Origin of the sequence: Streptomyces sp. NPDC006012 (genome assembly GCF_042871185.1) — a bacterium.
GTDB lineage: Bacteria > Actinomycetota > Actinomycetes > Streptomycetales > Streptomycetaceae > Streptomyces.
On the sequence record NZ_JBIAIE010000005.1, the window covers coordinates 178,927 to 199,130 of the forward strand.

At 72.5% G+C, this 20,204-nt stretch carries 18 protein-coding genes; 12 read left to right on the forward strand and 6 right to left on the reverse strand.

Annotated elements, in window-relative coordinates:
* The first annotated feature begins 45 nt into the window (after window positions 1-45).
* A complete protein-coding gene (locus ACFYPJ_RS12255) occupies window positions 46-1,530 on the forward strand; it encodes a cytochrome P450 (protein ID WP_389014462.1) in 1,485 nt (494 codons plus the stop codon).
* 143 nt (window positions 1,531-1,673) lie between these two features.
* On the opposite strand, the gene ACFYPJ_RS12260 is transcribed toward ACFYPJ_RS12255, so the two are convergent.
* The gene (locus ACFYPJ_RS12260) at window positions 1,674-2,627 is read right to left on the reverse strand and encodes an RluA family pseudouridine synthase (protein ID WP_389014465.1); all 954 of its coding nucleotides are present in this window, start codon (window positions 2,625-2,627) and stop codon (window positions 1,674-1,676) included.
* 169 nt (window positions 2,628-2,796) lie between these two features.
* Between ACFYPJ_RS12260 and ACFYPJ_RS12265 the strand changes: the two genes are divergently transcribed.
* The 3 genes from ACFYPJ_RS12265 to ACFYPJ_RS12275 all read left to right on the forward strand — a co-directional run bounded on the left by ACFYPJ_RS12265 (window position 2,797) and on the right by ACFYPJ_RS12275 (window position 5,421).
* On the forward strand, window positions 2,797-3,453 hold the full coding sequence (locus ACFYPJ_RS12265) for a PadR family transcriptional regulator (RefSeq protein WP_389014467.1): 657 nt from the start codon (window positions 2,797-2,799) through the stop codon (window positions 3,451-3,453).
* A gap of 178 nt (window positions 3,454-3,631) precedes the next feature.
* Window positions 3,632-4,648, forward strand: a complete 1,017-nt coding sequence (locus ACFYPJ_RS12270; RefSeq protein WP_389014470.1) for an ATP-binding cassette domain-containing protein — start codon at window positions 3,632-3,634, stop codon at window positions 4,646-4,648.
* Window positions 4,645-5,421 (forward strand): ABC transporter permease, encoded by a 777-nt coding sequence (locus ACFYPJ_RS12275; RefSeq protein ID WP_389014473.1) that lies wholly within the window; start codon window positions 4,645-4,647, stop codon window positions 5,419-5,421. Before ACFYPJ_RS12270 ends, ACFYPJ_RS12275 begins: the two co-directional genes overlap by 4 nt.
* Window positions 5,422-5,601: 180 nt before the next feature.
* On the opposite strand, the gene ACFYPJ_RS12280 is transcribed toward ACFYPJ_RS12275, so the two are convergent.
* Both ACFYPJ_RS12280 and ACFYPJ_RS12285 read right to left on the reverse strand, forming a co-directional pair.
* Window positions 5,602-6,444, reverse strand: coding sequence for a siderophore-interacting protein (locus tag ACFYPJ_RS12280; RefSeq protein ID WP_389014476.1), 843 nt, complete (start codon window positions 6,442-6,444; stop codon window positions 5,602-5,604).
* 299 nt (window positions 6,445-6,743) lie between these two features.
* On the reverse strand, window positions 6,744-7,673 hold the full coding sequence (locus ACFYPJ_RS12285) for a 5'-3' exonuclease H3TH domain-containing protein (RefSeq protein ID WP_389015078.1): 930 nt from the start codon (window positions 7,671-7,673) through the stop codon (window positions 6,744-6,746).
* Window positions 7,674-7,837: 164 nt separating this feature from the next.
* Between ACFYPJ_RS12285 and ACFYPJ_RS12290 the strand changes: the two genes are divergently transcribed.
* The 4 genes from ACFYPJ_RS12290 (at window position 7,838) to ACFYPJ_RS12305 (ending at window position 12,713) form a co-directional block, all read left to right on the forward strand.
* The gene (locus ACFYPJ_RS12290; RefSeq protein WP_389014479.1) at window positions 7,838-8,917 is read left to right on the forward strand and encodes a glycine betaine/L-proline ABC transporter ATP-binding protein; all 1,080 of its coding nucleotides are present in this window, start codon (window positions 7,838-7,840) and stop codon (window positions 8,915-8,917) included.
* Window positions 8,910-10,712 carry an ABC transporter permease/substrate binding protein gene (locus ACFYPJ_RS12295; RefSeq protein ID WP_389014482.1) on the forward strand — a complete coding sequence of 601 codons (1,803 nt, stop codon included), beginning with the start codon at window positions 8,910-8,912 and terminating at the stop codon, window positions 10,710-10,712. The genes ACFYPJ_RS12290 and ACFYPJ_RS12295 overlap by 8 nt, the downstream gene beginning before the upstream one ends.
* A 712-nt stretch (window positions 10,713-11,424) precedes the next feature.
* Window positions 11,425-11,994: a helix-turn-helix domain-containing protein gene (locus ACFYPJ_RS12300; RefSeq protein WP_389014485.1), complete on the forward strand. Its 570-nt coding sequence runs from the start codon at window positions 11,425-11,427 to the stop codon at window positions 11,992-11,994.
* On the forward strand, window positions 11,994-12,713 hold the full coding sequence (locus tag ACFYPJ_RS12305; RefSeq protein ID WP_389014488.1) for a helical backbone metal receptor: 720 nt from the start codon (window positions 11,994-11,996) through the stop codon (window positions 12,711-12,713). The genes ACFYPJ_RS12300 and ACFYPJ_RS12305 overlap by 1 nt, the downstream gene beginning before the upstream one ends.
* On the opposite strand, the gene ACFYPJ_RS12310 is transcribed toward ACFYPJ_RS12305, so the two are convergent.
* On the reverse strand, window positions 12,625-13,782 hold the full coding sequence (locus tag ACFYPJ_RS12310; RefSeq protein ID WP_389014490.1) for a TDT family transporter: 1,158 nt from the start codon (window positions 13,780-13,782) through the stop codon (window positions 12,625-12,627). The two genes, ACFYPJ_RS12305 and ACFYPJ_RS12310, sit on opposite strands and share 89 nt — an antisense overlap.
* Window positions 13,783-13,852: 70 nt before the next feature.
* Here ACFYPJ_RS12310 and ACFYPJ_RS12315 point away from each other — a divergent pair, with 70 nt between their 5' ends.
* Window positions 13,853-14,773 carry a LysR family transcriptional regulator gene (locus tag ACFYPJ_RS12315; protein WP_389014493.1) on the forward strand — a complete coding sequence of 307 codons (921 nt, stop codon included), beginning with the start codon at window positions 13,853-13,855 and terminating at the stop codon, window positions 14,771-14,773.
* Window positions 14,774-14,902: 129 nt separating this feature from the next.
* Here the strand turns inward: ACFYPJ_RS12315 and ACFYPJ_RS12320 are convergent, their stop codons facing one another.
* Together ACFYPJ_RS12320 and ACFYPJ_RS12325 are read right to left on the reverse strand one after the other, a co-directional pair.
* Window positions 14,903-15,640 (reverse strand): gamma-glutamyl-gamma-aminobutyrate hydrolase family protein, encoded by a 738-nt coding sequence (locus ACFYPJ_RS12320; protein ID WP_389014496.1) that lies wholly within the window; start codon window positions 15,638-15,640, stop codon window positions 14,903-14,905.
* Between the two features lie 154 nt (window positions 15,641-15,794).
* Window positions 15,795-16,532, reverse strand: a complete 738-nt coding sequence (locus ACFYPJ_RS12325) for a FadR/GntR family transcriptional regulator (protein ID WP_389014499.1) — start codon at window positions 16,530-16,532, stop codon at window positions 15,795-15,797.
* Between the two features lie 85 nt (window positions 16,533-16,617).
* Here ACFYPJ_RS12325 and ACFYPJ_RS12330 point away from each other — a divergent pair, with 85 nt between their 5' ends.
* From ACFYPJ_RS12330 to ACFYPJ_RS12340, 3 genes are all read left to right on the forward strand, one after another.
* Window positions 16,618-17,976 carry a glutamine synthetase family protein gene (locus ACFYPJ_RS12330; protein WP_389014502.1) on the forward strand — a complete coding sequence of 453 codons (1,359 nt, stop codon included), beginning with the start codon at window positions 16,618-16,620 and terminating at the stop codon, window positions 17,974-17,976.
* An 80-nt stretch (window positions 17,977-18,056) separates the two neighbouring features.
* The gene (locus ACFYPJ_RS12335) at window positions 18,057-19,406 is read left to right on the forward strand and encodes an aldehyde dehydrogenase family protein (protein WP_389015082.1); all 1,350 of its coding nucleotides are present in this window, start codon (window positions 18,057-18,059) and stop codon (window positions 19,404-19,406) included.
* On the forward strand, window positions 19,403-20,203 hold the full coding sequence (locus tag ACFYPJ_RS12340; RefSeq protein WP_389014505.1) for a 3-oxoacyl-ACP reductase: 801 nt from the start codon (window positions 19,403-19,405) through the stop codon (window positions 20,201-20,203). Before ACFYPJ_RS12335 ends, ACFYPJ_RS12340 begins: the two co-directional genes overlap by 4 nt.
* The last annotated feature ends 1 nt before the right edge of the window (window position 20,204 follow it).

Consider the following 20,204-nt stretch of genomic DNA (forward strand, 5'->3'; position numbering starts at 1 on the left):
CCGACCCCGTTACCCCGGATCCACTTCAGTTTCGGAGCGACCACTGTGACGCCTGAACCCCACTTTCTGACCGGCACGGACGACCCCGCGTCCGGCCCGCCGCCCGGCTGCCCGGCGCACGAGCCCGGTCCCGGAGGGCTGCACCGGCTCTACGGCCCCGGGACGGAGGACCTGGGCGGGCTGTACGAGAAGCTGCGGGAGACCCACGGTCCCGTGGCACCCGTACTGCTCCACGACGACGTACCGATGTGGGTGGTCCTCGGCCACGCCGAGAACATGCACATGGTGCGCACCCCCTCGCAGTACACCCGGGACAGCCGCATCTGGAACCCGCTCCTGGAGGGCATGGTCAAGCCCGACCACCCGCTGATGCCGCACATCGCCTGGCAGCCGATCTGCTCCCACGCCGAGGGCGACGAGCACCAGCGGCTGCGGGCGGCGGTCACCGGCGCCATGTCGACCATCGACCACCGCGGTATCCGCCGCCACATCGGCCGCTACACCCAGCGCCTGGTGAACGAGTTCTGCGAGCAGGGCCGGGCCGATCTGGTCTCCCGGTTCGCCGAGCCGCTGCCGATGGCGGTGATGTGCGAGATCCTCGGCATGCCCCAGGAGTACAACGAGCGCATGGTGCAGTCCGCCCGCGACGCGCTCAAGGGCTCCGAGACCGCCATCGCCAGCCACCAGTACGTGATGGACGCGCTCAGCGGCCTCACCGTCCGCCGCCGGGCCCGCCCGGAGGAGGACTTCACCAGCCACCTCATCGCCCACCCGGCAGGTCTGACCGACGACGAGGTCAGGGAACACCTGCGCCTGGTGCTGTTCGCCGCCTACGAGACCACCACCAACCTGCTCGGCAACGCGCTGCGCATGGTGCTCACCGAACCGGGCTTCCGTGCCCAGCTCAACGGCGGCCAGATGACGGTGCCCGAGGCGGTCGAGCAGTCCCTGTGGGACGAGCCGCCGTTCAGCACGGTCTTCGCCTACTTCGCCAAGCAGGACACGGAGCTGGGCGGCCAGCGCATCCGGCAGGGCGACGGGCTGCTGTTCGCGCCGGCCCCGGGGAACATCGACCCCCGGGTCCGGCCCGACCTGACCGCCAGCATGCAGGGCAACCGCTCGCACCTCGCCTTCGGCGGCGGCCCGCACGAGTGCCCGGGCCAGGACATCGGCCGGGCCATCGCCGACGTCGGCGTCGACGCGCTGCTGATGCGGCTGCCCGACGTGCAACTGGACTGCGAGGAGGACGAGCTGGAGTGGGAGGAGTCGATCGCCTCACGCCAACTGGTGGCCCTGCCGGTGCGTTTCGAACCCAAGGCGCAGCAGGACGTGAAGGCCATGCCGAGCCATGCGCCCATCCCGTCGCAGCGGGCCGGCTGGCAGATCGACACCGGCCGCCCGGATCCGGTGCCCGCGCCCGTCCCGGCCGTCGAGCCGTTGGCTGCGGCCCCGCAGCCCGCAGCGGCACCCGAGCCGCGCCGCCCACGCGGCGTCTGGCAGCGGCTGCGCCGCTGGTGGCGGGGTAACTGACCTGCCTCGGTCGCCGAGCACGCGGCAGTCAGTGAGCCGGCCGTGGCACCTGCCCGCCCCCGGGCACTGATCGCTCGACCGACTCCGCTTTGGTCTCCGTGCCGTCCTTACCGTGGGCTGGGCCGAGATCTCTGCCCCACCGGTCACCGGCCCGCCCACTCCTGGTACGCGGACCAGGCCGTGAGCACCCGCGCGCTGTGGAACCGGTGCTCGGCGCCGGTGACCGGATCGGTGAACTCCAGCCGCCGCGCCAGCAGTTGCAGCGGCCGGCGGAAGTCACCGGCCGGCCCGGGGCCGAGCACCACCGGGTACAGCGGATCGCCGAGGATCGGCACGCCCAGGGCGTTCATGTGCACCCGCAGCTGATGCGTCTGCCCCGTGTGCGGGGTCAGGCGGTAACGGGCCGGTCCGTCCGGTCCCCGGTGTCCGGCCAGTTCGACCCGGGTGACCGCGTTCGGTTCGCCCGGGATCTGCCGTGCGGCCGGTGTCCCGCGCTCCTTCAGGATCCGGCTGCGCACCGTGCGGGGCAGGGCGAGCGAGGGATCGTAGGGGGCGACGGCCTCGTACTCCTTGCGCACCAGGCGGTCGCGGAACAGCGTCTGGTAGGCGCCGCGCTCCTCGGGCCGCACCGTGAACAGCACCAGACCGGCCGTCAGCCGGTCCAGCCGGTGCGCCGGGGACAGCGTGGGAATCCCCAGCTCCCGGCGCAGCCGGGCCAGCGCGGTCTCGGTGATGTGGCCGCCGCGCGGGGTGGTGGCGAGGAAGTGCGGTTTGTCGGCCACGACGAGGTGCGCGTCGCGGTACACGACCTCCAGCGGAAAGGGCACGGGGACCTCGGCGGGCAGTTCCCGGTGGAACCAGACGTACATGCCGGGCACGTACGGATCGTCCGGGGCCACCGCCCGCCCGTCCGCCCCGACCATCCGGCCCGCCGCCAGCATCCCGTCGACCGCGCCCGGCGGCGCACCGGACAGCCGTGCCACGAGGTGCGCGCGTACCGTCTCCCAGGACCCCTCGGCGGGCAGCCGCACCCGCACCGGGTCGATGCCGTCGCGCTGGGGGAGGGGAGCGGGCGGGATCCGCGTCTTGCGTCTCATCACGGCCAGCGTACGGGCGGGCGGCGGCGGTGTGGCGTGCGCCGGAGCTGCCGCCCTGCTTCCGTGCGCCCTTGCCGGAGATCTGAACGCGATACATCGTGTGTATTGACCTTCGAGATGTAGTCACGATATATTCGTGAGCGGATATTCGGAAGCGAGGTGATCGGTCGTGGCCCTGCGGCGCCGCAAGCTCAGCAACCCCCTGGCGCTCGCCGTGCTGGCGACCCTCTGGCAGAAGCCGATGCATCCGTACGAGATCGCCCAGACCCTGCGCCGGCAGGGCAAGGACACCAGTACGAAGATCAATTACGGCTCGCTCTACACGGTCGTGCAGAACCTGGAGAAGCACGGGTTCGTCGAGGTCACCGACGTGGAGCGGCAGGGCAACCGCCCCGAGCGCACCATCTACGGCCTGACCGATGCCGGACGTGGGGAGCTGACCGAGTGGATGGCCGATCTGCTGGCCGTCCCGGTCAAGGAGTTCCCGATCTTCGAGACCGTGCTGTCGCTGATCGGGGTGCTGCCGCCCGACGAGGTGGTGCGGCTCCTGGAGGAGCGGCTCGCCGCCCTGGAGGTCAAGGCGGCGAGCGGGCGCGGGGCGCTGGCCAAGCTGTGCGAGACGTTGCCCCGGCTCTTTCTGGTGGAGACCGAGTACCAGTTGCACATGCTGGAGGCGCAGGCGGAGTGGGTGCGCGGTTTCCTCGACGAGATCAAGAAGGGCTCACTGCCCGGCGTCGAGAGCTGGCGGCAGTTCCACGAGACGGGTGAGATCCCGCCCGAATTCCGGGAGCCGGACGACTGGGAGGCACCCCAGACCAAGACGTGATCCAGAACCGAGAAACCCCGGCGGTGCTGTTGCAGCAGCTCCGCCGGGGTCTCGAACCCCGAGCTGACTCCGCCGTTGCGACGGCTCCAGGCGATCGAGGTGCGGCACACCCAGGATAGCCCGGCGCTCTGCACATGGATCAGCTGTCACTTTCTCGCTCACGAGGAGAGCAGCCATCATGAACACCCGTGCGCCCGCAGTGCAGGCGTGCCAGCTGATCAAGACCTATCCCGGTGACGTCACCGCGCTGCGCGGTCTGGACGTCACCGTCGAGCCGGGTACCGTCTTCGGCCTCCTCGGCCCGAACGGGGCCGGGAAGTCCACCACCGTCAAGATCCTCACCACCCTGGCCCGCCCCGACTCGGGCACGGCCACCGTCGCCGGACACGACGTGCTGCGCCATCCGGACCGGGTGCGCCGTGCGATCGGTGTGGTCGCCCAGAACTCCGGCGCCGACCTCGTCGCCACGGGCCGCGAGAACCTCCGGCTCCAGGGCCGGCTGCACGGGCTGCGCGGGGCCGGCCTCGACCGGCGGGTCGACGAACTGCTGGAGCACTTCTCGCTCAGCGACGCCGCCCGCCGCCCGGTCAAGGGCTACTCCGGCGGCATGCGGCGCCGTCTCGACGTGGCCCTCGGCCTGGTGCACCGGCCCGAGGTGCTGTTCCTCGACGAGCCCACGACCGGCCTGGACCCCGAGGCCCGCACCGCGATGTGGGAGGAGATCGGCCGGCTGGCCGGCGACGAGGGCCTGACCATCCTGCTCACCACGCACTACCTGGAGGAGGCCGACCGGCTCGCCGAGCGCATCGCCATCGTCGACCGCGGCCGGGTCGTGGTGACCGGCACTCCCGACGGGCTCAAGGGCGAACTCCGCGGTGACGCCGTCCATCTGGAGCTGCGCCAGGCGGTCGGCGAGGCCGGCCGTACGCTGCTCGTCGGCGCGCTCACCGGGCTGCCCGGTGTGCATGAGGCATTCGTCGACGGACGCCGGGTCAGCGCCCGCACCGCCGACGGTGCCGCCGCGATGCCCGCGCTGCTGGCCGCGCTCGAACGCGCCGGGGCGGCCGTCGCCTCGGCCACCGTGGCCCGCCCCTCGCTCGACGACGTCTACCTGCGCTACGCGGGCCGACGCTACGCCGATGCCGAGTCCGCCCCCGAGTCCGCCGTCCCCGCTCTCGCCGCAGGTGCGCGATGAGCAGCGCGCTCACCCAGACCTGGTACATGACGCAGCGGCAGCTCATGGTGTTCGCGCGGCAGCCCGCCTACGCGATCATCACGCTGATCCAACCGGTGATCTGGCTGTTCCTGTTCGGGAACCTCTTCAAGAAGGTCGTCGAACTGGGCGGCTTCGGCACCACCTCGTATCTGGACTACCTGGTGCCGGGCGTCGTCGTGATGAGCGCCCTCAGCTCCAACATGTGGGCCGGCATGGGCACGCTGGAGGAGATCCAGCGCGGCACCCTCGACCGCTTCCTGACCACACCGGTCAGCCGGGCCGCCCTGATGAACGGCAACGTCGTCAACAACGGCCTGGTCACCGCGTTCCAGTCGGTGGTCATCGTGCTGCTCGGGCTGCTGGGCGGCGCCGACTACCCGGGCGGGATCGCCGGCATCGCGGTCCTGGTCCTCACCTCGGTGCTGCTCGGCACGGTGTTCGGGGCGCTCTCCAACACCTTGGGCATGCTGGTGCGCGAGCGGGAGTCGATCATCGGCATCAACACCTTCCTGCTGCTGCCGCTGACGTTCCTTTCCTCCGCTTTCATGGCCCCGTCCCAGATGCCGTCCTGGATGCGGCACGTCGCCGACTTCAACCCGCTCGACTGGGCCATGGTGGCGGGCCGTTCGGCGATGTCCGCGCACCCCGACCGGGCGGACGTCGCCCTCCGCGGCGGCGCGCTGCTGGCGCTGGCGTCGGCGGCGGTGTGGGTGTCGATCAGAACGTTCCGCGCGTACCAGCGGTCGGTCTGAACAGCTGCCGCAACGGTCGCCGCAGGGGCGCCATCACGAGCGTGGCGACAGCGGACCGCGAACTGCGGACTTCGACCGGTCGGGAAACGAGCGCGGCCGATAGGAGAGCGCGCCGTCGTTCGCCGAAAGGGTGCCGCCGTGTCGGTGGGGACGCGGCGGCATCGCGCGGGGCCGCCGGACTCACGCGGCGGCGGCTCCCTCCTGCTCCGCCTCGACGCGCGCGTTCCACTCCCGCTTGGACGCCTGCCAGCCGTCCTCGTTGTGCCCCAGCCGCCAGTAGCCGGAGATCGAGAGATCCTCGCGGGGGATCGCGCACTCGACGCGCAGCAGCCGGCGCAGCTCCTTCACGAAGCCCGCCTCGCCGTGGACGAACGCGTGCACCCGGCCCGCCGGGAACTCCAGCGCCCGCACGGCCTCGACCAGGGCTTCGCCGACCCGCCGGTCCCCGCGGTGCACCCAGACGACCGGCACACCGGAGTCGATCTTCTGCTCCTCCTGCGGGCCGGAGATCTCGACGAAGGCATGGGCCCGGGCCCCCTCGGGCAGCGACTCCAGGGCGCGGGCGATGGCGGGCAGCGCGCTCTCGTCACCGGCCAGCAGATGCCAGTCGGCGCCCGCGTCGGGCGCGTAGGCGCCACCCGGGCCCATGAACCGCACGGTCTCGCCGGGGCGTACGCGCAGCGCCCACGGACCGGCCAGGCCCTCCTCGCCGTGCACCACGAAGTCCAGGGTCAGTTCCCGCTGCTCGGGGTCCCAGGCCCGCACCGTGTACGTCCGGGTCACCGGCCACTGCTCGCGGGGGAACTCCGCACGGATCCGCTCCATGTCGAAGGGGTCCGGATAGGTCGCGCCCGCGGCCGGGAACAGCAGCTTCACATAGTGGTCGGTGCAGGTGCCGGCCTCGAATCCGGCCAGGCCCGCACCGCCGAGCACCACGCGTTGCATATGGGGGGTCAGCCGTTCGGTGCGCACGACCTGCGCGGTGTGGGGCCTGCGCGGTTTGCGGGCCGGACGTTCTGCCATGGTGACCTCCAATGCACGACCTTAGGTTTACCTAAGTTAGCATCGCGGCCGTTGCGGCGGACAGAAACTTCGATGGCCACCGGACCGGAACTTCGATTGCCGGACCGGAACATCGATCGCCGGAGCGGAGCACCGTCCGCCGGACCGGAACACGTCCGCCGGTTGGGCGCCGGTACCCCGCACGCCGGAACCCCGCCCGCCGGACGGGCGCCGACGGGCAAAAAAGGCTCCAATCCATGGGGCAGGGGCAGGGGCTGCGCCAGGCGCGGGGAACACCGCCGGGCGGGCAGGGACATCCGTCACGCGGCGAGCGTGGTGAGCAGCCGCTGCAGCGATCCGCCCAGCCCCCAGCGCGCCGCCAGGGCGTCCAGCGCCGCCGGGTCGCGCGGGGTGCGCGGCAGCGCCGTGTCGACGTCCGGGAGCGGCACGTCGGCGGCGACCCGGACGACCTTCGGGGCGACGGCGACGTAGGGCCGGGCCTCGGCCAGGCGCCTGCGCTGCGCCGGGGTCAGCCGGGACCCCGGGTCGTCGACCGCCGCCATGATCCCGGCCAGGTCACCGAACTCGGCGAGCAGCTTGGCCGCCGTCTTCTCGCCGATGCCCGGCACCCCCGGCAGCCCGTCGCTCGGGTCGCCCCGCAGCAGCGCCAGATCCACGTACCCCCGGCCGTCCACGCCGTACTTCTCGCGCAGCACGGCCTCGTCCGTGAGCTGGAGCGTGCCCACGCCCTTGAGTGGGTACAGCACCCGCACCCCGCGGGCGTCGTCCACCAGCTGGTAGAGGTCGCGGTCGCCGGTGACGATGTCGACCGGTCCCGCGGCCCGCGCCGTGAACGTACCGATCACGTCGTCCGCCTCGTACCGGGCGACGCCCACCCGCGCGATGCCGACCGCGTCCAGGACGTCCTCGATGACCGGCACCTGCGGGGAGAGCGTGTCCGGCACCTCCTCCGCGTCCGGGCCCGCCGCATGCTCCTCGGCGACCCGGTGCGCCTTGTAGGTGGGGATCAGCTCGACCCGCCACTTCGGCCGCCAGTCGGCGTCCATGCAGGCCACCAGGCGGTCGGGCCGGTGGTCCTTGACCAGTCGGTCGATGAAGTCCAGCAGCCCGCGCACGGCGTTCACCGGCGTGCCGTCCGGGGCCCTGACGGAGTCCGGCACGCCGAAGTAGGCGCGGAAGTACAGCGAGGCGGTGTCGAGGAGCATCAGTCGTCCGGTCACGCTCCGCATCATGCCGTACGGCACTGACAACCACCCTCGGACGCCGTCCGCACCCACCCGTGACGGGCGGCGCGGCCCGCGCCGCCGGCGTGATCCGGGTCACTAAATTGTTTGTCCCCCTCGACTCGGGGCAGGCGCGGCGTCTGCCCCATCCCCCGAGACGAGAGGTGCGCGTGACATTCAGGCTTGAGGCCGACCATCTGTACAAGGTGTTCGGAAGACGACCCGATCAGGCAGTGGAACGGCTTCGGCAGGGTGCCGCGCGGGAGGAGCTGCGCGCCGACGGCACCACGGCAGCCGTGATCGACGCCTCCTTCCAGGTGGCGCCCGGTGAGATCTTCGTGGTGATGGGACTGTCCGGATCCGGGAAGTCCACCCTGCTGCGCATGCTGAACGGCCTGTCGGCGCCCACCGCGGGACACGTCAGGTTCGATGGCCAGGACCTGACCTCGCTACCGGACCGCGAGCTGCGCGAGCTGCGCTCCCAGCGGATCAGCATGGTCTTCCAGCACTTCGCGCTGTTCCCGCACCGCAGTGTCCGCGACAACGCGGCCTACGGCCTGAGCGTGCAGGGCCTGCCCCGCGCCGAGCGCGAGCGCCGCGCCGACGAGGCGCTCGCCCTGTGCGGTCTGGCCGGCTGGGAGGATTCCTGGCCCGACGAACTGTCCGGCGGCATGCAGCAGCGGGTGGGACTGGCCCGCGCCCTGGCCACGGACGCCGACCTGCTGCTGATGGACGAGTCGTTCAGCGCGCTCGACCCGCTGATCCGCAGGGACATGCAGGACCAGCTCCTGCAGCTCCAGCAGAGCCTGAAGAAGACGATCATCTTCATCACCCACGACCTCAACGAGGCCATGCGCCTGGGTGACCGGATCGCCGTGATGCGCGACGGCCGGATCGTCCAGATCGGCACCGCACAGGAGATCCTGGTCCGCCCCGCCGACGACTACGTCGCGTCGTTCACCAAGGACGTCGACCGCTCCCGCGTCCTGACCGCCGCCGCTGTCATGGACACCGAACTCCGCGGCGACGAGGCCGACTGCGACTGCGAGACCGCCACGCCGCACACGCCGTTCTCGGAGCTGTGCGCGATCAGCGCCCGGCTGACCCACCCGGTCGCCGTCGTCGACGGCGAGCGCACGCTGGTCGGGGTCGTCCCGCGCCAGCGTCTCGTCGGTTTCCTCGGCGACCAGGAGGGCGAACCGGAGCCCTGCCGAAGCACACGCCGCGGAGAGGGGGCCGCCCGTGCCTAGGATCCACTTCGGCGACTGGGTGGAGACCGCGGTCGACTGGTTGCAGTCCCATCTGACCTGGGTCTTCGACATCGTCAACGCCGTACTCGACGGCATGTACAGCGGTGTCGACACCGTCCTGGGCGGCGGGGAACCGCTGTTGCTGGCCGGCATCCTCGCCGTGATCGCCACGTGGCTGCGCGGTCTGCTGCCCGGCGTCATCGCCTTCGTGGGGCTCGCGCTCATCGACACGCTCGGGCTGTGGGACGCCGCGATGGACACCCTGTCCCTCGTGCTGGTGGCCGCGGTCATCACCGTCGTGATCGCCGTCCCGCTCGGTGTCCTGGCCGCTCGCAACCGGCGCGTCGGCGCCCAGCTGCGGCCGGTGCTCGACGTCATGCAGACCATGCCGGCGTTCATCTACCTCATCCCCGGCGTGATGTTCTTCGGCGTCGGTACGACCCCGGGGCTGCTCGCGACGATCATCTTCGCGATGCCGCCCGGCGTCCGCATGACCGAACTCGGCATCCGCCAGGTCGAGGGCGAACTCGTCGAAGCGGCCGAGGCGTTCGGCACCATGCCCCGCGACGTCCTGCTGCGGGTCCAGCTGCCGCTGGCCCTGCCGACCATCATGGCCGGCATCAACCAGGTGATCATGCTGGGCCTGTCGATGGTGGTCATCGGCGGCATGGCCGGCGCGGGCGGCCTCGGTGAGCAGGTCTACTCGGCGATCACCCAGCTCAAGGTGGGCCTCGCGGCGGAGAGCGGGGTGGCCGTGGTCATTCTCGCGATATACCTCGACCGCATGACCGGTGCCCTGAGCGAGCGGGTGTCCCCGCTGGGCCGCCGCGCCGCGGCCAAGGCCGGCTCCCTGGCCGGACGCGCCAGGTTCGCGCGCTACCGGCCGGCCGGCGCGGTCGCCGTCGTCGGAGTCGTCGTGCTCGGGCTGGTCGCGGGCGGCCTGAACCTGGCCGGTTCCGGCAAGGCCGAGGCGGGCTCCGGAGCCCGTCCCGGCAAGGACGCCGGCAAAACCGTCGACATGGGCTACTTCCCGTGGGACGAGGCCATCGCCAGCACCTTCCTCTGGGAGAACATCCTGGAGGACCGCGGCTACAAGCCGAACCTCAAGCAGCTCGACCCGGGCCCGCTCTACAGCTCCCTCGCGCAGGGCCAGATGGACATCCAGCTGGACTCGTGGCTGCCGACGACGCACAAGGCCTACCTGGACAAGTACGGGTCCAAGCTGGAGGACCTCGGGTCGTGGTACGGCCCGACCTCGTTGGAGCTGTCGGTCCCCTCGTACGTGAAGGGGATCGACTCGCTGGCTGATCTGAAGGGCCAGGGGAAGAAGTTCGGCGGGAAGATCATCGGCATCGAGGCGAGCGCCGGGGAGATGGCGACCCTGAACAACAAGGTCCTGAAGGCGTACGGGTTGCAGGGCGAGTACCAGGTGGTGTCGTCCAGCACCTCCGCGATGCTGGCCGAGCTGGACCGGTCGATCAAGAACCGTCAGCCGGTGGTGGTCACCCTGTGGTCGCCGCACTGGGCGTACGGGAAGTACGACCTGAAGAAGCTCAAGGACCCCATGGTCGCCTGGGGCCAGGGCGAGCGGATCCACATGGTGGGCAAGAAGACCTTCAGCCAGGACTTCCCGGAGTTCTCCGGCTGGCTGAAGAAGTTCAAGCTGACCGAGGGCCAGCTCACCTCCCTGGAGGTCGCGATCCAGAAGGGCGGCGCCGGGAACGAGAAGGCGGCCGCGCGCAAGTGGCTGGACGCCCAGCCGGGACTTGAGGACAAGCTGGCACCGGTGTCCTAAGCACAAGCCGGCGCCGGTGTCCCAGCGGACGGCGGGCGCGGGTGTTCCGAGAATCCGCCGGCACCGGTGTCCTAAGGACGCCGGTGCCGGCCGCGTCGGGGACGTGCGCTCACCCACGACAAGGATTCGGCCAATCACAGAGCGCTACGATCTTGCCCGAGCCCGCCCATGTCTGTTCGAGCCGGGTTCAATCCTGCCCAAGCGTGTCCAAGCCTGCCTCAGCGTGTCCAAGCCTGGTCGATGGGCCGGCCGCAGGCCACGACCGTACCCACGGCGGCCCCCGGCCCGCCCCGCCGCCCGGCCGGCAGCCGACCGGCCTCGCCCCCGACCGGATTCCGCCCGGCACACCCACTCTGACCAGCGGCTCCACCTCGCCTTCGGGACGCGGTGCGCGGCTGGGGAACACCCGCGGCCGCCGGAGCATTGAACAAGAGGGACGCGGTCCCGTGCTGAGACGGGGTCAGCGTCGCCCTCAACCCGGGAGCTGGTCGCCATGGCGCCACCGTCCCGCGGTCGGCCGGTTCGGCCGGCGGCCCGCACGGCCGCTGGCGCGAACAGTGATGGTCGTGCCTACCCGACGTGACATGGATGTGACGGCCGCATGAAACGGTTTGCCGAGCATGCGTAGGGTGCAGAGAACCCACCAGGGCGAAGGGGCCCGACGCAGGTCCCCGGCACGGCGGCACGACGAGCGAAGGAGGGAGCCGGAGCGATGGGCGACCACAAAGAACAACAGTCCGTCCGAGTGGGCGCGGCCGTCCGGCGGCGGCGTCGCGCGCTGGAGCTGACCCTCGCCGTCGTGGCGGAGCGCAGCGGCCTGTCGGTGCCCTTCCTCAGCCAGATCGAGAACGACCGGGCCCGCCCCAGCACCACTTCCCTGGAGAAGGTCGCCGACGCACTGCGCACCACGGCCGTCGAACTCCTCGCCGCGGCCGACCCGGCGTGCAGCGTCGACGTCGTGCGCTGCGAGGCCGCCGAAGCGGACTTCGCCCCCCGGACGCGCTCGCTGGTGCGGGGTCACCACCAGTTGCACGCCTCCGAGTTCACCGGCGACCACGACGCGGGCCGCGAATTCCAGCACCGCAACGACGAGTTGCTGTACGTCGCCGACGGCGCCGTGGAGATAGAGGCGGAGGGCCGCGCCTACCGGCTGGGCCGCGGTGACACCCTCTATCTCACCGGCGGGGTGCGCCACCGCTGGCGGGCCACGGTGCCGGACACCCGGGTCGTCGTCGTCGCGGTGGCCGAGCACATCGAGGCCGTCCACGACCGGCCCCGCTGATGCGGGTCGTCTCCCTCGTACCCTCCCTCAGCGAGGCGGTCGCCGAGTCCGTACCCGGCGCCCTGGTCGGCGCCACCGACTGGTGCACCCACCCGGCGCAACTGCGGGTCACCCGTGTCGGCGGCACCAAGAACCCCCAGGTGGACCGGATCATCGCCCTCGCCCCGGACCTGGTGATCGCCAACGAGGAGGAGAACCGCGCCCCCGATCTGGCGGCCCTGCGTGCCGCGGGTCTCACGGTGCTGGTCACCGAGGTGCGGAGCGTGCCGCAGGCTTTCCGCGAGCTGGCCCGGGTGCTGACCGCGTGCGGGGCGGCGGCGCGGCCGCGGTGGCTCGACGAGGCGGAGGACGCCTGGTCGGCTCCGCCGGTGCCCGGGGAGCGGGCACGGGCGGTGGTGCCGGTGTGGCGCCGGCCGTGGATGGTGCTCGGCCGGGACACCTTCGCGGGCGACGTACTGGCCCGGCTGGGCGTGGACAACGTGTACGCCGGGCACCCCGACCGCTATCCGCGCATCCCGCTGGACGAGTTGCGGGCCGCCACCCCCGATCTCGTCGTACTGCCCGACGAGCCCTACCGCTTCACGGCCGACGACGGCCCCGAGGCGTTTGGCGGCCTGCCCTGGGCCCTGGTCAGCGGACGGCATCTGACCTGGTACGGGCCGTCGCTGGCGGAGGCTGCGCGAGTGCTGTCCGAGGCGCTGCGAGCAGTTCGCCGCTGACCAGCCCGCGCACCGTGCCCACGGCGGCCGCCGCCCAGACGGCGACCAGCAGCCCGTACAGGCCGAACGTGAGCCAGTCGTACGCGGCCAGTCCGGTGTGCCGGGCCAGCGCCGCGCCGCCGGTGACGCAGGTGCCCACCGGGAAGGTGAATCCCCACCAGGTCATCGCGAACGGCATCCCGCGCCGCCGCGCCCGCACCACGTGCGCCGTCGCGAACGCCAGCCACAGCAGCGCGAACCCCATCACCGGAACCCCGTACAGGACGGCGAACTCGGCCAGGCCGCGGTCGTACGGCGCCGGGACGACTCCGGGTGCGCGGTCCCCGAAGATTCCCACGGCGGTGGTGGACTGCCCGAGCGGCCCCAGCACCAGGAACAGCGTCGGGGTGAGCGCGAGGGGGAGCGGGCCCGCGAGGACCAGCCGGGCGAAGACGAGGGACAGCATCAGCAGGGTCATGAACAGGCTGAGCCCGAACAGGGCGAAGCACCCGACGAGCAGGGTCTTTCGGGGCGGGCCCGGCGGCAGGTACGGCAGGAGCAGCGGGCCGAGCGCGGCGGACACCATGGGGGCGACGAGCGGCAGCAGCCATGCCGGGGTCACCTGCCCCAGTTCGGTGCGGTGGCGCACGGTCAGCAGGAACGGTACGGCCGTGGCCGTCACGAGCCCGACCGCCGTGCCGAGGGTGAACAGGACGGCGTCCAGGGCCACCGCTCCCGGTGTCCCGAGCCACCCCTGCCCGACGGTGACGGCACCGCCGCCGACCGCGAGCAACGCCATGGACAGACAGCCGTAGAAGGGCGCGATCGCCGGGTCGAGGAGGTGGGCCCGGGCCTGGTCGCGGTGGTACGTCCAGTGCAGGGCGCGAGCGGTGAGGACGACCACCAGCAGCACCAGCGAGAGCGCCCACACGGCGGTGCAGGCGGTGCGCAGTCCGCCGGTGAGCCCCGGCAGCACGGCGCCGGCGGTGCCGACCGCCGCCGTGCCCATGACGGCGGCGTACCAGTTGGGGCCGAGGTGGCGGACGGCCGGGACCCGGCGCAGGAGGAGGGGTTGGACTGCGGTGACCATGGGTCAACCGTCGCGCGCGCCCGGGGCGCCGGCCAGGGAGTACTCGTCTATGAGGGCATAAGCTGGTCTTATGAGTGAGGCGGAGGAGCGGCGCGGGGCGGGAACGCTGGCCCATCGGGTGCCGGATCTCGGCGCGTTGGAACTGCTGCTGGCGGTGGCCCGTACCGGCAGCCTCGGCGCGGCGGCCCGCGAGGTGGGCGTCACCCAGCCGGCGGCCAGCAGCCGGATCCGTTCCATGGAGCGCCTGCTGGGCGTGGCGCTGGTGGACCGCTCGCCGCGCGGCTCCCGGCTCACCGACGCCGGGGTGCTGGTGACGGACTGGGCGCGGCGGATCGTGGAGGCGGCGCAGGCTTTCGACGCGGGCGCGCACGCGCTGCGGGACCGGCGCGACTCGCGGCTGCGGGTGGCGGCCAGCATGACGATCGCCGAGTACCTGCTGCCGGGCTGGCTGCTCGCCCTGCGCGCGGAGCGCCCGGACACGGCGGTGTCCCTGCTGGCCGGGAACTCGGCGATGGTGGCCGAGCGGCTGCTCGCGGACGAGGCGGACCTGGGCTTCGTGGAAGGGCTCACGGTCCCCGCGGGCCTGGACTCCGCCGTCATCGCGCACGACCAGCTGATCGTCGTCACCGCCCCGGCACACCCCTGGTCCCGCCGCCGCAGCCCGCTGGCCGCGGAGGAACTGGCCGCCACCCCCCTGATCCTGCGGGAACGCGGTTCGGGCACCCGCCAGGTTCTGGACGCCGCCCTGGGGGGCCTGGCCCGCCCGCTGATCGAGCTGTCGTCCACCACGGCGGTCAAGGCCGCGGTGGTCGGCGGCGCCGGGCCCGCGGTCCTGAGCGAACTGGCGGTACGCGAGGAACTGGCCCTGCGCCGCCTGGTGCGCATCCCCGTACGGGAGACGTCCCTCGGCCGTGAGCTGCGCGCGGTATGGCGCACGGGACACCGGCCGACGGGACCGGCACGGGAGCTGCTGTCGCTGACACGGGGGTGAGCGGGGAGCGGCCGGCCGGCCACAGCGGGTATGGGCAGGCGACCAACAGCGAGCACCGGCCGGGCCACCGAGAGCGAGCACCGGCCGGCCACCGACAGCGGATGCCGGTGGGGCTGTTGCGGCGAGCGGTCAGCCGGCCGCCCCGGGTGTCCCGGCCGCCGCACCGGGATGTTCCGGCGGTCCGGCCGCCGCCTCCGCCAGGGCCCGCATCACCCGCAGGTCCTCGCCCATCTCCGGATGCCACTGCACCCCCAGCACCCATCCGGCGGGCCCCGCGGGCTCGATCGCCTCCACCGTCCCGTCGGCCGCGTGCGCCGACGCCATGAGCCCGCTGCCGAGCCGGTCCACGGCCTGGTGGTGGTAGGTGGGTACGGAGCATTCCTCCGGGACGATGCCCGCGTACCGGGTGCCGGGCACCGGCTTGACGGGGTGCCGGCCGAAGACGCCGGGCACCTCCGCGTGCCCGTCCAGGTGCTGTACGAGGGTGCCGCCGAGGGCGACGTTCAGCAACTGCATGCCGCGGCAGATCCCGAGCAGCGGCACGTCCGCCGCCAACGCGGCGTCGATCAGGGCCAGTTCCCAGGCGTCCCGGGCCCGGGCCGGCGGGCCGGTCCGCGGGCCGGGCAGGGCCCCGTAGCGCACCGGCTCGACGTCCGGGCCGCCGGCGATCACCAGCCCGTCCAGCCGCGCCACGGCGGCCGCGGCGTGCTCCGGCCCGTCCGGCGGCAGCAGCGCGGCCAGTCCGCCGGCCCGCTGCACCAGCCGCGGATACCCGGCCGGCAACAGCGCCGCCTCCAGCTCCCACACCCCCCAGCGCGCCTCGGACTCCAGGTACGTACTGACCCCGATCAGCGGCCTGCCCGCCATGGACCCTCCTTTGCTGCTCCTAATGGCATGCTCACATACCTTTGCCGCGAACCCCGCGCCGGACAAGTCCCGCCGGGAACCGACACGCGCCGGACGAGTCCCGCGAGGACTGGACTCGCACCGGACGGAACCGGGAGCCCCGCCGGCCGCGCGGTCAGGCCAGGAATCCCCGCAGCAGTGCCGCCGTACCCGCACAGTGCTCCCGCATCGTCGCGCGCGCCGCCTCCGCGTCGCCGCCCAGGACCGCCTCGACCAGCGCCGTGTGCTGACGCTGCGAGTGCTCAAGGTTGCGGACCAGGAGCGGGATGCAGTCGAGCAGGTCGTTGACCGCCGCGCGGACCGCCGCGTACTGCGCGGCCAGCGTCGGCGAACCCGACAGCTCGGCCACCGTGAGGTGGAGCAGCGTGTCCAGCCGCCGGTACGCGGCCAACGGTGCGTCGTGTGTGCGGGCCAGCGCCGTACGCAGGCGCTCGGCCTGCCCGTCGGACAGCGCGTGCGCCGCGCACAGCCCGGCCGCGCCGACCTCCAGCACCTCCCGGAACCGCAGCACGTCGTCGAGGTCGATCCCGGCGAGCCGCCGCCGCAGCTCCGCCCCGCCGCTCGCCTCGGCCCTGGGCAGCACGAACGTGCCGCCGTAGCGTCCGCGCCTGGACTCCACCAGCCCCTGGTCCTGGAGCACCTTCAGCACCTCGCGCAGCGTCACCCGGCTGATCCCGAGCCGCTCGGCAAGCTCACGCTCGGCGGGCAGCCGCTCGCCGCCCGGCACCAGACCCAGCCGTACGACCTGAAGGATCTGCTCCAGCGCCTCCTCGAAGCCGTTGCCCGCCCGCACCGGCCGCAGCACCGGCGCGAGCCGGTCGTCCGGCGTCTCCCGCCGCATGTCCCGCGCCATACGGCCGTGCCCCCTTCCCAATCAATGGTTCTCACCAATACCTTATGGCTACCGGCCCGCCGAAGAAGCCGAAGGAGGCTCTCCCGTGGCAGACCGCACACCCCCGCTCGCCGTCGAGGAACTGCACGCCCTCGTCGCGGGCGGTGAGATCGACACTGTCGTCCTGGCCTTCCCCGACATGCAAGGGCGGCTCCAGGGCAAGCGGTTCGCCGCCCGCTTCTTCCTCGACGAAGTCCTCCAGCACGGCACCGAGGGCTGCAACTACCTGCTCGCCGTGGACACCGAGATGAACACCGTCGACGGCTACGCCATGTCCTCCTGGGAGCGCGGCTACGGCGACTTCGCCATGCACCCCGACCTGAGCACCCTGCGCCGCCTCCCGTGGCACCCGGGCACCGCGCTGGTCGTCGCCGACCTCGCCTGGGCGGACGGCTCGCCGGTGGTCGCCGCGCCCCGCCAGATCCTGCGCCGTCAGCTGGAGAGGCTGGCCCGGCTCGGCTACACCGCCCAGGTCGGCACCGAGCTGGAGTTCATCGTCTTCAAGGACACCTACGAGCGCGCCTGGGACACGGGCTACCGCGGCCTGACCCCGGCCAACCAGTACAACGTCGACTACTCCATCCTCGGCACCGGCCGCATCGAGCCGCTGCTGCGCCGCCTGCGCAACGAGATGGCCGGCGCCGGCCTCACCGTCGAGTCGGCGAAGGGCGAGTGCAACCCCGGCCAGCACGAGATCGCCTTCCGCTACGACGAGGCACTGGTCACCTGCGACCAGCACGCCGTCTACAAGACCGGTGCCAAGGAGATCGCCGCCCAGGAGGGCGTCTCGATCACCTTCATGGCCAAGTACAACGAGCGCGAGGGCAACTCCTGCCACATCCACCTCTCGCTCGCGGACGCCGACGGCACCAACGCGATGGCCGGGCCCGAGGGAATGACCGAGGTCATGCGGCACTTCCTGGCCGGACAGCTGGCGGCGCTGCGCGACTTCGCGCTCCTCTACGCCCCGAACATCAACTCCTACAAGCGGTTCCAGCCCGGGTCGTTCGCCCCGACCGCCGTCGCCTGGGGCCACGACAACCGCACCTGCGCCCTGCGCGTCGTCGGCCACGGCCGCTCCCTGCGCTTCGAGAACCGGCTGCCCGGCGGCGACGTCAACCCGCACCTCGCGGTCGCCGGACTGGTGGCCGCCGGGCTGTACGGCATCGAACAGGAACTCCAGCTGCCCGAGCCCTGCCCGGGCAACGCCTACACCGCCGAGTACGAGCACGTCCCCACCACTCTGCGGGAGGCCGCCGCCCGCTGGGCGGCCAGCCCCATCGCCCGGGCCGCCTTCGGCGACGAGGTCGTCGACCACTACCACAACCTGGCCCGCGTCGAACTGGACGCCTTCGACGCCGCCGTCACCGACTGGGAGCTGCGCCGCTCCTTCGAACGCATGTGAGGCCCGCCTTGTCCGACGAGCAGTCCCCGCAGCCGCCCGGCGAGCCGTCCACCGAGGCGTTCGCCGATCCCGAGCTCCAGGTGCGCAACCCGGCCACCGAAGAGGTCGTCGCCACGGTCCCGGCCGCCACCGCCGCCGACGTCGACGCCGCCGTCGTACGCGCCGCGGCGGCCCAGACCCGCTGGGCCGCCCTCGCGCCCGCCGACCGGGCCCGGCTGCTGCGCCGCTTCGCCGACGAAGTCGACGCCCACGCCGAGGAGCTGGCGCAGCTGGAGGTCCGCGAGGCCGGGCATCTGCTCGGCGACGCCCGCTGGGAGGCGGGCAACACCCGCGACCTGCTGCTGTACGCGGCGGGCGGCGCCGAACGCCTCCTCGGCAAGCAGATCCCGGTACCCGGCGGCTGGGACGTCACCTTCCAGGAACCGCTGGGCGTGGTCGGGGTCATCGCACCCTGGAACTTCCCGATGCCCATCGCCGCCTGGGGCTCCTTCCCCGCCCTGGCCGCCGGCAACGCCGTCGTCCTCAAGCCCGCCGAGACCACTCCGCTCACCGCACTCCGCCTCGCCGAACTCGGCCTGGCGGCGGGTCTGCCCGAGCATCTCTTCCAGGTGCTGCCCGGACACGGCCACATCGCCGGCCGTGCGCTCGTCGACCACCCGGACGTGGCCAAGATCGTGTTCACCGGCTCCACCCGCACCGGCCGCGAGGTCATGGCCCGGTGCGCCCGCCTGGTCAAACCGGTCACCCTCGAACTCGGCGGCAAGAGCCCCAACATCGTCTTCGCCGACGCCGACGTCGAGGCCGCCGTGGACCCGTTCTCCTTCCTCGACAACTCCGGCCAGGACTGCTGCGCCCGCACCCGGATCCTGGTGCAGGAGCCGGTGTACGACCAGGTCCGCGAGGTGCTGGCGGACGCGCTTGCGGCTGTCGTGGTGGGTGACCCGGCGGACCCGAAGACCCGGATGGGCCCGCTGATCTCGGCCCGGCAGCGCGACCGCGTGCGGTCCTTCGTCCCCGACGGCGCCCCCGCCCTGCGCGGCACCGCGCCCGAGGGGCCCGGCTACTGGTTCGCGCCGACCGTGCTCACCGGGGAGCGGCCCGACTCACCCGCCGCCCGCGAGGAGATCTTCGGTCCGGTCGCCGTCCTGCTGCCGTTCACCGACGAGGCCGACGCCGTCCGGCTCGCCAACGACACCCCGTACGGCCTGGCCGGTTCCCTGTGGACCCGGGACCTCGGCCGTGCCCTGCGGGTCTCACGGGCGGTGCGGGCCGGGAACCTGTCCGTCAACTCCCACTCCAGCGTCCGCTACTGGACCCCGTTCGGCGGCTTCAAGCAGTCCGGGCTCGGTGGCGAGCTGGGACCGGACGCCCTGTCCGCCTTCACCGAGACCAAGAACGTCTTCATCAGCACGGAGGGCCCCGCACAGTGACCGCTGGAACGCCTGAGACCCCTGAGACCATCTGCCGCCGACTGGCCGGCCGGACCGCCGTCGTCACCGGAGCGGGCAGCGGCATCGGCCTCGCCTCAGCCCGCCGCCTTGCCTCCGAGGGCGCCCACGTTGTCTGCGGCGACATCGACGAGACCCGCGGCAAGGCCGCCGCCGACGAGGTCGGCGGGCTGTTCGTGAAGGTCGACGTCACCGACCCCGAACAGGTCGAGGCGCTGTTCGCGACCGCCTACGACACCTACGGCAGCGTCGATGTCGCCTTCAACAACGCGGGCATCTCCCCGCCCGACGACGACTCCATCCTGGAGACCGGCCTGGAGGCGTGGAAGCGCGTCCAGGAGGTCAACCTCACCTCCGTCTACCTGTGCTGCAAGGCCGCCATCCCCTACATGCGCCGTCAGGGCCGGGGCTCCATCATCAACACGGCCTCCTTCGTGGCCCGCATGGGTGCCGCGACCTCCCAGATCTCCTACACCGCCTCCAAGGGCGGGGTGCTCGCCATGTCCCGCGAACTGGGCGTGCAGTTCGCCCGGGAGGGCATCCGGGTCAACGCGCTGTGCCCGGGCCCGGTCAACACCCCGCTGCTGCGGGAGCTGTTCGCCAAGGACCCCGAACGGGCCGCCCGCCGCCTGGTGCACATCCCGGCCGGCCGGTTCGCCGAGGCCGAGGAGATCGCCGCCGCCGTCGCCTTCCTCGCCAGCGACGACTCCTCCTTCGTGAACGCCAGCGACTTCCTGGTGGACGGCGGCATCTCGGGCGCGTACGTCACGCCCCTCTAGA

Coding starts and splice junctions, on each gene's coding strand:
- ACFYPJ_RS12260 (WP_389014465.1), bottom strand. CDS start 2,627: ATGAGACGCAAGACGCGGATCCCGCCCGCTCCCCTCCCCCAGCGCGAC.
- ACFYPJ_RS12270 (WP_389014470.1), top strand. CDS start 3,632: ATGAACACCCGTGCGCCCGCAGTGCAGGCGTGCCAGCTGATCAAGACC.
- ACFYPJ_RS12275 (WP_389014473.1), top strand. CDS start 4,645: ATGAGCAGCGCGCTCACCCAGACCTGGTACATGACGCAGCGGCAGCTC.
- ACFYPJ_RS12280 (WP_389014476.1), bottom strand. CDS start 6,444: ATGGCAGAACGTCCGGCCCGCAAACCGCGCAGGCCCCACACCGCGCAG.
- ACFYPJ_RS12285 (WP_389015078.1), bottom strand. CDS start 7,673: ATGCGGAGCGTGACCGGACGACTGATGCTCCTCGACACCGCCTCGCTG.
- ACFYPJ_RS12300 (WP_389014485.1), top strand. CDS start 11,425: ATGGGCGACCACAAAGAACAACAGTCCGTCCGAGTGGGCGCGGCCGTC.
- ACFYPJ_RS12305 (WP_389014488.1), top strand. CDS start 11,994: ATGCGGGTCGTCTCCCTCGTACCCTCCCTCAGCGAGGCGGTCGCCGAG.
- ACFYPJ_RS12310 (WP_389014490.1), bottom strand. CDS start 13,782: ATGGTCACCGCAGTCCAACCCCTCCTCCTGCGCCGGGTCCCGGCCGTC.
- ACFYPJ_RS12315 (WP_389014493.1), top strand. CDS start 13,853: ATGAGTGAGGCGGAGGAGCGGCGCGGGGCGGGAACGCTGGCCCATCGG.
- ACFYPJ_RS12320 (WP_389014496.1), bottom strand. CDS start 15,640: ATGGCGGGCAGGCCGCTGATCGGGGTCAGTACGTACCTGGAGTCCGAG.
- ACFYPJ_RS12325 (WP_389014499.1), bottom strand. CDS start 16,532: ATGGCGCGGGACATGCGGCGGGAGACGCCGGACGACCGGCTCGCGCCG.